The organism is Oxalicibacterium sp., assembly GCF_035565035.1.
Taxonomy (GTDB): Bacteria; Pseudomonadota; Gammaproteobacteria; order Burkholderiales; family Burkholderiaceae_D; genus Oxalicibacterium.
The window spans coordinates 1-13,873 of record NZ_DATMTD010000001.1 but is presented as its reverse complement, the minus strand read 5'-3'; the positions used below and the strand labels follow the sequence as shown (position 1 = coordinate 13,873).

The 13,873-nt window shown below is 56.7% G+C and carries 12 protein-coding genes; 5 read left to right on the top strand and 7 right to left on the bottom strand.

Going from position 1 to position 13,873, the window contains the following annotated elements:
• Positions 1–146 precede the first annotated feature (146 nt).
• The 3 genes from rph to VN114_RS00050 are packed head-to-tail and all read right to left on the bottom strand — an operon-like array spanning position 147 to position 2,873.
• Positions 147–881 carry a ribonuclease PH gene (gene rph, locus VN114_RS00060; RefSeq protein ID WP_325510726.1) on the bottom strand — a complete coding sequence of 245 codons (735 nt, stop codon included), beginning with the start codon at positions 879–881 and terminating at the stop codon, positions 147–149.
• A gap of 6 nt (positions 882–887) precedes the next feature.
• Complete coding sequence (locus VN114_RS00055) at positions 888–1,817, bottom strand: PP2C family serine/threonine-protein phosphatase (protein ID WP_325510724.1); 930 nt, start codon at positions 1,815–1,817, stop codon at positions 888–890.
• Positions 1,818–1,865: 48 nt separating this feature from the next.
• Positions 1,866–2,873 carry a serine/threonine-protein kinase gene (locus VN114_RS00050; protein ID WP_325510722.1) on the bottom strand — a complete coding sequence of 336 codons (1,008 nt, stop codon included), beginning with the start codon at positions 2,871–2,873 and terminating at the stop codon, positions 1,866–1,868.
• A 185-nt stretch (positions 2,874–3,058) separates the two neighbouring features.
• Between VN114_RS00050 and VN114_RS00045 the strand changes: the two genes are divergently transcribed.
• From VN114_RS00045 to VN114_RS00030, 4 genes are all read left to right on the top strand, one after another.
• Positions 3,059–3,961: a YicC/YloC family endoribonuclease gene (locus VN114_RS00045; protein ID WP_325510728.1), complete on the top strand. Its 903-nt coding sequence runs from the start codon at positions 3,059–3,061 to the stop codon at positions 3,959–3,961.
• 65 nt (positions 3,962–4,026) lie between these two features.
• On the top strand, positions 4,027–4,671 hold the full coding sequence (gene gmk, locus VN114_RS00040; RefSeq protein ID WP_325510720.1) for a guanylate kinase: 645 nt from the start codon (positions 4,027–4,029) through the stop codon (positions 4,669–4,671).
• A 50-nt stretch (positions 4,672–4,721) separates the two neighbouring features.
• Entirely contained in the window at positions 4,722–4,925 is a 204-nt protein-coding gene (gene rpoZ / locus VN114_RS00035) for a DNA-directed RNA polymerase subunit omega (RefSeq protein WP_188419238.1), read from the top strand.
• Positions 4,926–4,970: 45 nt separating this feature from the next.
• A complete protein-coding gene (locus VN114_RS00030) occupies positions 4,971–7,238 on the top strand; it encodes a bifunctional (p)ppGpp synthetase/guanosine-3',5'-bis(diphosphate) 3'-pyrophosphohydrolase (protein WP_325510716.1) in 2,268 nt (755 codons plus the stop codon).
• A 68-nt stretch (positions 7,239–7,306) separates the two neighbouring features.
• Here VN114_RS00030 and greB read toward each other — a convergent pair whose 3' ends face one another.
• The 4 genes from greB to metE form a co-directional block, all read right to left on the bottom strand.
• Positions 7,307–7,858, bottom strand: coding sequence for a transcription elongation factor GreB (gene greB / locus VN114_RS00025; protein WP_325510714.1), 552 nt, complete (start codon positions 7,856–7,858; stop codon positions 7,307–7,309).
• A 41-nt stretch (positions 7,859–7,899) separates the two neighbouring features.
• Complete coding sequence (locus VN114_RS00020) at positions 7,900–9,171, bottom strand: EAL and HDOD domain-containing protein (protein ID WP_325510712.1); 1,272 nt, start codon at positions 9,169–9,171, stop codon at positions 7,900–7,902.
• A gap of 247 nt (positions 9,172–9,418) precedes the next feature.
• Entirely contained in the window at positions 9,419–10,336 is a 918-nt protein-coding gene (locus VN114_RS00015) for a 23S rRNA (adenine(2030)-N(6))-methyltransferase RlmJ (RefSeq protein WP_325510710.1), read from the bottom strand.
• A gap of 210 nt (positions 10,337–10,546) precedes the next feature.
• Positions 10,547–12,835 (bottom strand): 5-methyltetrahydropteroyltriglutamate--homocysteine S-methyltransferase, encoded by a 2,289-nt coding sequence (gene metE, locus VN114_RS00010; RefSeq protein ID WP_325510708.1) that lies wholly within the window; start codon positions 12,833–12,835, stop codon positions 10,547–10,549.
• A 112-nt stretch (positions 12,836–12,947) separates the two neighbouring features.
• Here metE and VN114_RS00005 point away from each other — a divergent pair, with 112 nt between their 5' ends.
• Positions 12,948–13,868: a LysR family transcriptional regulator gene (locus tag VN114_RS00005; RefSeq protein ID WP_325510707.1), complete on the top strand. Its 921-nt coding sequence runs from the start codon at positions 12,948–12,950 to the stop codon at positions 13,866–13,868.
• The last annotated feature ends 5 nt before the right edge of the window (positions 13,869–13,873 follow it).

Genomic DNA, 13,873 nt, shown 5'->3' with positions numbered 1-13,873 from the left:
AAACCCATAAAAAAACAAAACCCGGCGAAGCAGCCGGGTCGTGCGAAGCCGAACACCTTGTTCGACACTGCGTTACAACAGGATGTGCGTTGTGGAACTTAATTCAACAACGCGCGATCCGGCAAGCCGCCATGCGGTTTGGCATTTTACGCCGCAATCTCCAATACCTGTTTTTGCATCACGATCAGGTCGCGAATGCCGTCTTGTGCCAGATCAAGCAACTGATTCATGGCGTCGCGATCGAACGCCGCGCCTTCTGCCGTACCCTGCACTTCGATGAAGTGGCCGGCATCGGTCATGACAATATTCATGTCGGTATCGCAATCCGAATCTTCAGCGTAATCAAGATCCAGAACCGGCTGACCGCGATAGACGCCAACCGAAATCGCTGCAACGAAATGCTTGAGTGGAATCGCGGCAATCAAATCCTGATCGCACAATTTGCTGAAGGCATCGTAAGCCGCAACCATCGTGCCGGTAATGGCGGCCGTGCGTGTTCCGCCGTCCGCCTGGATCACGTCGCAATCGAGATGCAGGGTCCGCTCGCCGAATGCCTGCAGGTCGAATGCAGCGCGGAGCGAACGACCGATCAGACGCTGAATTTCCTGCGTACGCCCGGATTGCTTGCCGCGCGCAGCTTCGCGATCCATGCGGGTGTGCGTCGAACGCGGCAGCATGCCGTATTCGGCAGTCAGCCAGCCCTGACCTTTTCCCTTCAGAAAACCGGGCACACGATCTTCGATGCTGGCGGTGCAGATGACCTTGGTATCGCCGCATTCGATGAGGACCGAGCCTTCAGCGTGCTTGGTGTAGTTACGGGTGATTTTGATAGCGCGCAGCGCGTCAGCGGCACGGCCGCTGGGACGAATGACAGACGACATGTGAAGTTAATTCCTGGAAGTGATTCGGGATGATTTATCGATGGCGTTGCGGATTTCCTCGATCGCCTTTTCGATTTCGGAGTCATTGTACGTGTCCACGGGTTCCGGATCGAGATGGCGCGGTGCCTGGATCGTGGTGGTGACGCTGCCGACCGGCAATGTGTGCGTGGTGATCGTGCTGTTGCCTTGCAGATTTTCACTGCTCTCCCACATCATCGCCAGCGCAGTGACATTGTCGCCGGTCTTGCCGGCGATGCCGGTCGCCGTCGTCAGCAATTCGGGAACCGCGCGCACGATCGTGTTGTTGTGCAGGCGTTGCGCCAGTTCGTGATCGGGTAAAACCGACCACAGGCCGTCAGAGCACAGCAACATGATGTCCCCCGCCTGCAAGCTGGCCCGGCGCGAGATTTCGACGATCGGCATGTTCGGTGCGCCGAGGCAGTTGAACAGTTTGTTGCGGTCCGGATGCGTATCGCGCTCCGACGGATCGACCTTGCCTTGCGCGATCAGCGTTTCGATACGCGAATGGTCACGCGTGCGCGCCAGAATCTGCCCTTGGCGCATCCAGTACAAACGTGAATCGCCGCAATGCGCCCACATCGCGTTGTTGTGCTGGATCAGACAAGCAACGATGGTGGTGCGCGGTGTTTCCGGTAGATTGTTGATGGCGCGATAACGATGTATTTCGCGGTGCGCGGCGAAGAAGCTGTCTTCGAGAAAACGCTCCGGCTTTTTCACATAAGGCGTGGCGTTTTCCTGAAACAGCGAAGCAATGGTCTGCATCGCGATCTGCGCCGCCATTTCACCCATGATGTGGCCGCCCATGCCGTCGGCAACCAGCAGCAACAGTGCATCGCGCGTGAAGCTGTAGCCCATGCGGTCCTGGTTGTTCTTGCGACCGCCGATGTGGCTTTCTTGATAAACAGAGAATCGCATAGGCTTATTGGTATGAAGTGAACGGCAATGGATGAATCAGCAAATAAATCAGCGCGTGTGTTCCTGAATCGTCGTGGCAACGCTGCCCGACCGTCTTCCCAGCCCGCTGAACATGTTCTTCAACTTGCGTGTTACCTGCTGCAAACGAGGGTCTTCCGGCTGATCCTGCAACGGCTCGCGCAATGCCTTCTGCAATGCGAATACACTCTGCGGCCTTTCCAGGGGATCGAGCATCAGGCTCCAGCGGATGACCTTGATCAGGTCGGATGAATACACGCCTTCGAGCTTGTTGAAATGACCGTCCATCTTGTCATTGAGTTTGCGCTGATCGGCCGGTTGCGGTGGCGCGCCGACCATGCAGGCAAACATCGATGCGCCGATGCTGTAGATGTCGGTCCACGGACCGAGGTTCCCGTTTTTGACGTACAACTCCGGCGCAGCGAAACCCGGCGTATACATCGGATACAGCTTCGGCAAGTCAGCCTTCAACGTCTGTCGTGCCGCGCCAAAATCGAGCAGGATCGGCGTGCCGTCCACGCGCAGGTAAATATTCGCCGGTTTCAGGTCCAGATGCAGCAGCTTGTTTGTATGGACTTCACGCAGGCCGTTCATCACGTGGCTGAACATCTTGCGGATGAACCGCTCGGATACCAGCGGCTTCTCGCCCTTGTCGCGACGACGCAGAATGTGATCCTGCAGCGAACGGCCGGACTCGTAGCCCATGACCATGTACACGGTTTCGTTGGCGCGAAAAAAATTGGTGACGCTGACGACGTTCTGATGCGAAATTTTCGCCAGCGCACGGCCCTCCTCAAAAAAGCATTTGAGCCCGATGCGGAAGATCGGCAGGTTTTCCGGAGAAATCGCCGGCACCAGTTCGCCGGGCTGGCGCAACGCCAGCGAGCTCGGCAGATATTCCTTGATCGCGACCGCGTTGCCGTCTTCGTCGTATGCCAGGTAAACGATACTGAACCCGCCAGACGCAATCTTCTTTACAATGCGATATCCAGCGATTTCTAGCCCATCCGGCAACGGAGCATTGTTTTGCGCAGCCATGTCGTCCTAGTCTTTGATCACGCCGATGCACACAGCACGGCAAAGCGGGATGGCAAATATCTTGCCTGTTTTTCTATGCCGTTCGCAGTCGCCTGATGGCGGCGTTCGGCGTTCGTTCTGGATTGTGTTGATAAATCGCCGCTTTGTAAAGAGATACGAGGAACCGCATTTTGACCATCAGCAGCATGACCGGCTATGCCGTCACCACGCATGAAACCGGCAACGGCACATTGACGATCGAACTCAAAAGCGTCAATTCGCGCTTTCTCGACCTGCAATTTCGCATCAATGACGATCTGCGTGCGCTCGAACCCGTCATGCGCGAAGCGCTGATGGCGCGCATCACACGTGGCAAGGTCGAGTGTCGCGTCAGTTTTGGCCGCAAGGTCGCTGCCGGCGGTACGCAAAAATTGAATGACACGGTGTTGAATACGTTGGCAAATCTGCAAGCTGATCTGCGCCGACAATTCACCGATTCCGCGCCCTTGTCCATTGGCGAACTGCTGCGCTGGCCTGGTGTCATCGAAGATGCTGAACTGGGCCAGGATACGCTGCAAGCCGACGCCGCCGCCGCGATGCAGGCGACGATGGATGCTTTTGTCGACAGTCGCACACGTGAAGGCAACGCATTGCAGACCATGTTGTTGTCACGCGTCAGTGACCTGGAAGCCATCGTGCAACGCATCACGCCGCTGATACCGCAAGTCATCGCACAATTCCAGCAAAAAGCCACCGAGCGCATGCAAGAGGCGTTGGGACTGGCAACCAGGTCAGTGGATGGCAATACGCCACCGACGGTTTCACGCGAGGAAGCACTCGATCGCATCCGTCAGGAAGTCACGCTGTACGGCATTCGCATTGACGTCGCCGAAGAATTGACGCGTCTGTCAGCACATTTGTCGGAAACCCGCGCCATTCTGAAAAAAGGCGGCCAGGTCGGCAAACGACTGGATTTCATGATGCAGGAACTGAATCGCGAAGCCAACACAGTCGGCTCGAAAGCCGCCGTCAAGGAACTGGCCGATGCATCGATGGCAATGAAATTGCTGATCGAACAAATGCGTGAACAGGTGCAGAATCTCGAGTAAAACAAGCTGGCGATAGACGCCGGCAATTCATATCATTCCAATCATTTCATCGATCAGGGACGCAGATGTCTGACCAATCCACTTCTTCCGGCAGCCTCTTTCTTGTCGTCGCCCCATCGGGCGCAGGAAAATCAAGTCTGGTAAATGCGCTGCTCCAGCAGGAGCCGGCGATCAAACTGTCCATTTCTTTCACGACACGCCCACCACGGCCGGGCGAACAGAACGGCCGTGAATATTTCTTCACTTCGATCGATGATTTCAATGCACGCCGCGAAGCAGACGAATTCCTCGAATGGGCAGAAGTTTTCGGCAATTATTACGGCACCTCGCGCCTGCAGATCGCCGATCAGATGGCGGCCGGTATCGATGTGCTGCTGGAAATCGACTGGCAAGGTGCGCAACAGGTGAAGAAGCAGTTTCCTCACGCAGTCGGCATTTTCATCCTTCCTCCCTCGATTGATGCACTGGAGGAACGCCTGAAGAAACGCGGACAGGACGAACCCCATGTCATTACGCGTCGCATCCTGGCTGCCGGCGGCGAAATCGCGCACGCGTCCGAGTTCGAATATGTTATTATCAATCAAGAGTTTACAGCCGCTTTGTCCGAGTTGAGTGCGATTGTCAAAGCCACGCGTTGCCGCTTCGCGCAACAGTCAACCCGGAACGCACCTCTGTTCGCCCAACTGGGCATTCATCCCAATTTGAGCTGAGATATTTAAGCTGAATTCCAGCCGATACGTTTTTTACCAGGAGTACGAATATGGCCCGCATTACCATTGAAGATTGCCTCAAGCAGATCCCGAATCGTTTTCAACTGACGCTGTCCGCGACCTATCGCGCTCGCCAATTGCTGCAAGGTCATACGCCGAAAGTCGATGCTAAAGACAAGCCGACTGTCGTTGCCCTGCGCGAAATCGCTTCCGGCCAGGTCGGGATTGAAATGCTGAAAAAAGTCCCAAGCTGATCAGTATTCTCACTTCCACCGCGATGCGGCCGACAGGCAACCGGTATGAACCTGACACCTGCAGATTCGACGCTATCCATCGCTCCCAACCGAGCGGCTTCAGACCGCTCGGCCTCTCCGCAGCAAAATCACACGAATAATCCCCCGCCTGCCGCTCCCGGCGTGGCGTCGGTCACGCACCTGACCAACAAGCTGGGCGAATACCTGACGCCAGCCGAGTTGAAAAAGGTCAAGGAAGCCTATCGCTTCTCGGACGAGGCGCACCTCGGCCAGATGCGGATCTCCGGCGAACCGTACATCTCGCATCCGATTGCCGTCGCCGAAATCTGCGCCGACTGGAAACTCGACGCACAAGCCATCATGGCAGCGCTGCTGCACGACGTGATGGAAGATCAGGACGTCAAGAAGGATGAACTGATCGAACGCTTCGGCGCACCCGTCGCGACGCTGGTCGATGGCCTCTCGAAGCTGGACAAGATCGAATTCCAGAGCCAGATCGAGGCGCAGGCGGAAAACTTCCGCAAGATGCTGCTGGCGATGGCGCGTGATGTGCGCGTCATTCTCGTCAAGCTGGCCGACCGTCTGCACAACATGCGCACGCTCGGCTCGATGTCGCCAGTCAAGAAGCGTCGTATCGCCCGCGAGACGATGGAAGTCTATGTGCCGATCGCGCACCGTCTCGGCCTGAATAACATCTACCGTGAATTGCAGGACCTGGCGTTTTCGCATCTGTACCCGATGCGTTACAAGACGCTCGGCAAAGCCGTCAAGGCCGCCCGCGGCAATCGTCGCGAAGTGGTCAGCAAGATTCTGGAATCGGTCAGTACCACACTGGAAGCAACCGGCATCCCGGTTCAAGTGTATGGTCGCGAAAAAACGTTGTACGGCATCTATCGCAAGATGCAAAGCAAACACCTGTCGTTCTCGCAGGTGCTCGACGTTTACGGCTTTCGTATCGTCGTCGACAGTTTTGCGAATTGCTACGTTGCCCTCGGCACCTTGCATGCGCTGTTCAAGCCGATGCCGGGCAAGTTCAAGGATTACATCGCGATTCCGAAGCTCAACGGCTACCAATCGCTGCACACGACATTGATCGGCCCGTACGGCACGCCGGTCGAATTCCAGATCCGCACGCAGGACATGCACCGCGTCGCCGAATCCGGCGTGGCCGCACACTGGCTGTACAAGGATGACGAAGGCAGCCTGTCCGATCTGCAGCAGCGCACGCACGCGTGGCTGCAATCGCTGCTCGATATCCAGAAACAGACCGGCGATTCGGCAGAATTCCTGGAACACGTGAAGGTCGATCTGTTCCCGGATTCCGTCTACGTTTTCACGCCGAAATCGAAGATCATCGCGTTACCACGCGGCGCGACCGCTCTCGATTTCGCGTACACGATTCACACCGACATCGGCGACCAGACAATCGCCGTCAAGATCAATCTCGAGCAGGTTCCACTGCGCACCGAATTGCGCAACGGCGACATCGTCGAAATCATCACTGCACCGACATCGCGGCCGAACCCCAACTGGCTGAGTTTCGTCCGCACCGGCAAGGCGCGCTCCGCCATTCGCCATCATCTGCGCACGATCAACTTGTCCGAATCGATCGAACTCGGCCGCCGTCTGTTGTCGCAGGCATTGAACACGATCAACCTGCCACCGGAACTGTCGCCGCAAGTGGCAGAACGTCTGCTGAACGAATCGAGCGCAAAATCGCTGGACGATCTGTATGCGGATATCGGTGTCGGCAAACGCATGGCCGCACTGGTGGCCCGTCACATTCTCGGCATCGTTGAAAACGATACACAGGTGTCCCACCCTGCGATCGATGCAAATGGCGAAGTCGTGGTAAAGAAAATCGATCCGGTCATCATCTACGGCAGCGAAGGCGTATCGGTTCAGCTTGCGTCATGTTGCATGCCGCTTCCGGGCGACGACATTGTCGGTCAGATGAAGCGCGATCAGGGATTGACGATTCATACGATGGATTGCGATACCGCCCGAAGACTGCGTTCGAAAGAACCGGATCGCTGGATCGAAGTGACGTGGGGTTCCGACATCAATCGCCGGTTCGACTGCCGGATCACGCTGGTGGCGCACAATGAAAAAGGGATTCTGGCACGCGTCGCTGCAGAAATCGGCGAATCCGATGCCAACATCACGCAGGTCGGCATGGATGACGACAAGGACCACATGATGACGCACCTGCATTTCACCGTACAGGTTGAAGACCGTGTCCATCTCGCGCGACTGATGCGTAACCTGCGACGTATTTCCGGCGTGACGCGCCTGCTGCGCGACAAGAACTGATTCGCGCCACCCTCTCGCAACAACTACTGCTACACGCGATCGATTCTGCCGCGCTTTTGGGATTGTCTTCAGGTCGGTGACGGATAACTGACTTCCAGAATCAGCAATTCCTCCAGCCCGCCCGGCGTTCTCAATACTACCGAATCACCTTCCCTCGCCTTCGTCAACGCGCGTGCCACAGGCGATATCCAGCTTATTTTTCCATTCAAGGGGTCGAGTTCATCAATGCCGGTAATGGTTACCGTGTGTTCGTCACCGGATTGTGTCTCGTAGCGCACCGTCGCGCCGAAGAAAATCTGATCGCTGCCGTAATGGATGGAAGGATCGACGATTTCCGCGAGATCAAGGCGCTTGGTCAGAAAGCGGATGCGGCCGTCGATCTGACGCAGGCGGCGCTTGCCGTAGATATAGTCGCCATTCTCTGAACGGTCGCCGTTGGATGCCGCCCACGACACAATCTGCACGACTTCCGGACGATCGACGTCGATCAGCTTCAGCAGCTCGTCTTTCATTCGCTGATGACCTTGCGGCGTCATGTAGTTTTTCGAGCCGGCGGGAATCGGCGGTGCGCCGAAGTCACCGTCTTCATCGTCCTGGTCGTTTTGAGCGGTCTGGTTCATGACCGTATTTTACGCGTGCCGACCTGCGCCGGCAGGAAGAACTAGGCAGCGGAAAGGTTGTTGCTCCATTCGAAAGCACTCAGTTGAAGCGCATACAGATCTTCGATCGACAGTTCCAGCTTGCGCAATGTAGGGATCAGCAATGCACCGGTCTGTTCGATACGCTCGATGTATTCAGCGAGCTTGAGCAGATCGCCATAGAAACCCTTGCGATACAGCAGCGCATCGCTGACATCGTCAACAACGGAAACCTGCGCAAGGATTTCATCCATCGGCTGGCCGAACAGCGTATCCATCAGCGACATGATGCCGACCGTGAATGCGGTATCGGCCATCGCCCTGTTGTCAGGTCTCAGTTTTTCGGTGATTAGTTCAAGCAGCTTGCCGCGCGTCGATGCGAGCTGCAGCAACGGCGATGTGAAGTGGCCGCTTTTGTTATCGGCGTAAAGCATGATCTGCAACCAGCGCTGCAGTTGCCGACGCCCCAGAACCGTCAGCGCCTGCCCCAGAGAATCGATACGCTGCGTCGTGCCGACACCCGGTGAATTTGCAAGCCGAAGCAATGTCAGCGCCAGCGACGCGTCCTTCTTGATGCCGAGTTCGACTTCTGTCGTATCCGCATCCGACGCGATCAGCGACATCAGCTGCATGATCACTACTTGTGACGGAGCCAGCTTTTTCCCGGACAGGATGACCGGACGCGCAAAATAATATCCCTGGAAATAATGGAAGCCGAGGTTCATGCAGATACGAAACTGTTCGATGGTCTCGACCTTCTCTGCGAGCAGCAGCTTGCTTTCGCATCTGAAATGGCTGGCCAAACGTGTCAACTCGTCTTCGTCCATGCCGGTAATATCGATCTTGATGATCTTCACCAACGGCAGCAATTGCTGCAGCCCGTCGTTGCAACAAGTCACGTCGTCAAGCGCGAAGGTAAAGCCCTGCGCTGCCAGCTCCGAGACACGCGCAACCAGTTCCGGCGTGACCTCGACCGTTTCAAGAATTTCCAGCACGACCTTGTCGCGTGGCAGGAAATTGACGACGTCGCACATCAGCACGGCCGCATCGACATTGAAGAAACCCAGTGCGCCGCCGATCACGTTGACGATGCCAAGTTCGGACGCATGCGCAATCACGGAAGCAGTGGCCGCCAGATCATCGACCACATTTGCCGGGCCGACCGACGCGCGACGAAACAGCAGCTCGTACGCCACCAGGTTTTCATTGCTGTTCAATATGGGCTGGCGTGCAAGAAAGAATTCTTTCGCACGAGGGTGATTATCAGGCGAGTGCTGATCGATTCCGGTGATCATCAGATGGTTGTCTCATTCCAGCGGGACGCGCGATCGACCGAATCACGTCCCTGTTTTTTCTTTTAAGACCGTACAGCGTGACCGATAAAGCCTATGCGAAACATGCGCGCCATCGATGCAAAACTGCAAACCGGATGCACCATTATTCCGCCGTCATTTCCAAAAGGCAAGTTTTAAAAGACTGGTGATAAATTGATCACAAATATTTATATCCACTCGCACATTCGTCGCGCACCTGACTGAATCGTCAATCAGATGATTTGCGCCGCGCGGTTGCTGCGGTCTGGCCGCTTTCCAGTGTAAAGCCGGCGCCGCCATCCGTGCCCAATGTAGAAACGAGGTAAGGCATCAATTCACGCAGCGTGGCTTCCAGCGTCCACGGCGGATTGTGAATGAACATGCCGCTGCTGTGCAGGCCGAAACCATCTGGTGACGGCGACGAAACCGACAACGTCACATTCAGCCAGCCATTGGAAGGAATCTTCTTCAACTTCTCCGGCAACTGCCGCGACTCCATACGGTTCAGCACCGGATACCAGACTGCATACGTGCCGGTGGCAAAACGTGTCAATCCTTCGGCAACGGCAGTCGTCGTACTGCGGTAATCAGTCTTGTCTTCGTATGGCGGATCAATCAGTACCAGGGCACGTCGCGACGGCGGCGGCACCAAGGCCTTCATGCCGACAAAGCCGTTGCTCTTTTCGATCATCACGCGCTTGCCGCGCACGGTCGGGCGCTTGCCCTGTTCCGCCGCATGTGCTTCCAGCTTGCGGAAATTATCGGCCAGCAGTTTGACATCGCTCGGATGCAGTTCGAACAGACGCAGTCTGTCCTGCTCTCGCATGACGGCATCGGCACAGTACGGCGAACCAGGGTAATAGCGCATCTTGCCGCTCGGATTCAGCGCCTTCACCACATCCACGTAATCGGCCAGTGCCGGTGGCAGATCCTTGCGTTCCCACAACCTGGCGATACCGGTTTCGAATTCTGCGTTCTTGGTTGCATAACCGCTGTCGAGCGCGTACACGCCGGCTCCCGAATGGGTATCGATGTACATGTACGGCGTGTCCTTCTGGTTCAGGTATTTCAGCAACTGAATCAGAACAAGGTGCTTGAGTACGTCGGCGTGATTGCCGGCGTGGAAGCCATGGCGGTAACTCAGCATAGGGAGTTTCTTGGAGAGAATGACAAGGGAGATCCTGTGCCGTTGCAACGGATTGCGCGGCAGAATCGGCAATGCGCCATTCTAGCAATTCCGGCGTGTGTGCAGTCGCTTAATCGGTCCATGACCGTAAAACAAAAAGCGGACACCGGTCCCGATATCCGCTTTTCGGCGCCCCGCCTCCGTTGCAGTGCAGGATGAATCATGAGGAGGTCAGGAAACGGCAATTTCCTCACGCAACGTGCGTGCTGCCAGCACCATGTTTTCCAGCGCCGCGATCGTCTCCGGCCAGCCGCGCGTCTTCAGACCGCAGTCCGGGTTGACCCACAGCCGCGCGTCGGGAATCACGCCGCGCGCCTTGCGCAACAGACGCTGCATCTCCTCGACCTTCGGTACGCGCGGCGAATGGATGTCATAGACGCCCGGGCCGATATCGTTCGGATATTCGAACTCGCCAAAACCGTCCAGCAACTCCATGTCCGACCGCGAAGTTTCAATCGTGATCACGTCCGCATCCATCGCGGCAATCCACGGCAGAATGTCGTTGAATTCCGAATAGCACATGTGCGTGTGGATTTGCGTCTCGTCCTGCACGCCGGACGCGCTGATGCGGAATGCCTTCACCGCCCAGTCCAGGTAGTGCGGCCAGTCCGCAGCTTTCAACGGCAAGCCTTCGCGGAAAGCCGGTTCATCGATCTGGATCATGCCGATACCCGCTTTCTCAAGATCGACCACTTCATCGCGCAATGCCAGCGCGATCTGCAACGCGGTCGTCGAACGCGGCTGGTCGTCACGCACGAACGACCATTGCAGCATCGTCACCGGACCGGTCAGCATGCCCTTCATCGGCTTGCTGGTCAGGCTTTGCGCAAATTCGCTCCAGCCGACCGTCATCGCTTCCGGACGATACACATCCCCGTAGATGAATGGCGGCTTTACACAACGCGAGCCGTAGCTCTGCACCCAGCCGTTCGCGGTAAACGCGTAACCCCACAACTGTTCGCCGAAATATTCGACCATGTCATTGCGTTCCGGCTCGCCGTGTACCAGCACATCGAGGCCGATCGTTTCCTGTTTTTCCACGACGGTACGGATTTCATCGCGCATGCGGTTCAGATATTCCAGATGACCGATCTCGCCGCGCTTGTACTGCGCACGCGCCTGGCGAATGTCGGTCGTTTGCGGGAACGATCCGATGTTCGTGGTCGGAAAAGCAGGCAGATTGAATCGCGCCTGCTGCTTGCCGATGCGATCGCTGAACGGCGTCGCCCGTGTGGCCGGAATCGTCGCAATATTCGCAAGGCGTTTTTGCACCAGCGGATTGTGAATACGCGGTGATACCTTGCGTGCGGCGATCGCCAGAGCCGACGCGACGAACTGCTGCGCTACTGCCTGCCTGTTGCCATTCAACGCCTGCTTGATTGCGGAAATTTCACCGAGCTTTTGCGTTGCGAATGCAAGCCAGCCCGTCAGTTCTTCATCCAGCTTGTTCTCGTTCGCCAGATCGACCGGCACGTGCAGCAACGAGCAGCTGGAGCCGATCCACAGGCGGTCGCCAAGCTTATCCTGCAGCGGCTGCAAGGTCGCCAGCGCCGCATCCAGATCGGCGCGCCAGATGTTACGACCGTCGACGACACCCGCCGATAGAACGCGATCCTTCGGCCATGTGTCGGTGAATGCATCCAGCTGCCCTGCACCGCGCACCAGATCCAGATGCACGCCTGCGACCGGCAACGTCGTCAACAACGTGCTGTGCTTGCGCACCTGATCGAAATAGGTTGCCAGCAGCAACGACGGCGCCGATTGCGACAACATCCGGTAGGTCGGCGCAAACGCATCAATCCAGGACTCATCCAGTTCCAGCGCCAGAATCGGTTCATCGATCTGCACCCACTGCGTACCGGCGTCCTGCAAGCATTTCAGCACGGCCTGATAACCGGCGATCACGCGCGGCAACAGCGCCAGTTTGTCGAAATTTTTACTGCCTTCACCCGATTTGTTTTTACCAAGATAAAGCAGTGACAACGGACCGACCAATGTGACCTTCGTCCTGTGACCGAGGGCAACCGCTTCCGCATTTTCCTCGAACAGCCAGTCGACGCCACCGTCGAAGCGCACGTCTTCCGTCCATTCCGGCACCAGATAGTGATAGTTGGTATCGAACCACTTCGTCATTTCCATCGCGAAGTGCTCGGGGTTGCCGCGCGCCAGCGTAAAGTAATCGGCCAGCGTCAACTTCTTCGGATCGAACTGGAAGCGCGTCGGAATCGCACCCAGCAGCGCCAGCGTGTTCAATACCTGGTCGTACCAGGCAAAATCACCTACCGACACAAAATCCAGACCGGCTTCCGCTTGCAAGGCCCAATGGCGCTGGCGCAAAGTCTTGCCGATTTGCTGCAAGCCGACGGTATCGCTCTCGCCGCGCCAGAACGATTCCACTGCAAACTTCAGTTCACGTTGCGCGCCAATGCGCGGAAAACCCAGAATATGTGCCTTTGCCATGCCAGAACTCCGATAACGATTTCGAGGCTTGCCATGTTGCCTGTCGGAGTTCTATGATTCAAACGATAAATTCTAAGAATCATCTTGAATTAAATTCATAGTTAATATTGCCATGCAATCCATCCTTGAACTGCGCCACCTCAAAACCCTGCTCGCCCTGCGCGAAGCCGGCAATCTGTTGCGCGCCGCGTCGCTGCTCAACGTCACCCAGTCCGCGCTGTCGCATCAACTGAAGCAACTGGAAGATCATCACGGCACGCAATTATTCGAACGCAAATCAGTGCCGGTGCGCTTCACCCCTGCCGGTGAACGTCTGTTGAAACTGGCTGATACGGTTCTGCCGCAAGTGGAAGAAACCGAACGCGATCTTGTGCGACTGGCGCAAGGCACCGCCGGCCAGTTGCGCATCGCCGTCGAATGCCACACCTGCTTCGACTGGCTGATGCCGGCGATGGACGTGTTCCGCAACCGCTGGCCCGAAGTTGAGCTGGATATCGTCTCCGGCTTTCAGGCCGATCCGGTCGGCCTACTGTACGAGCATCGCGCCGATGTCGCCATCGTGTCCGAGATGGACCCGGACGAAGCCGTCGATTACCACGCACTGTTCCGTTTCGAAATCGTCGCACTGGTCGCGCACGATCATCCGCTGGCAAACAAGGAGTTCCTGACCGCTGAAGATTTTTCAGGCGAGACATTGATCACCTACCCGGTGCCGGACGACATGCTCGACATCGTTCGTCAGGTATTGAAACCAGCCGGCGTCGAAGTCGCACGCCGCACGACGGAATTGACCGTCGCGATGTTGCAACTGGTCGCCAGCAAACGCGGTATCGCCACGCTGCCTGTGTGGGCTGCACAGAATTACTTGAATCGGAATTATGTGTTGGCGAAGCGGATTACCGCGGATGGTTTGACCGGGCGTTTGTATACGGCATGTTTACCGGAGGTATCGCAGAAGCCTTATCTGGCGGATTTTGTGACAACTACGCGGGAGAGTTGTTATTTGAATTTGGATAGTGTTGAGTTGCTATAGAGCCC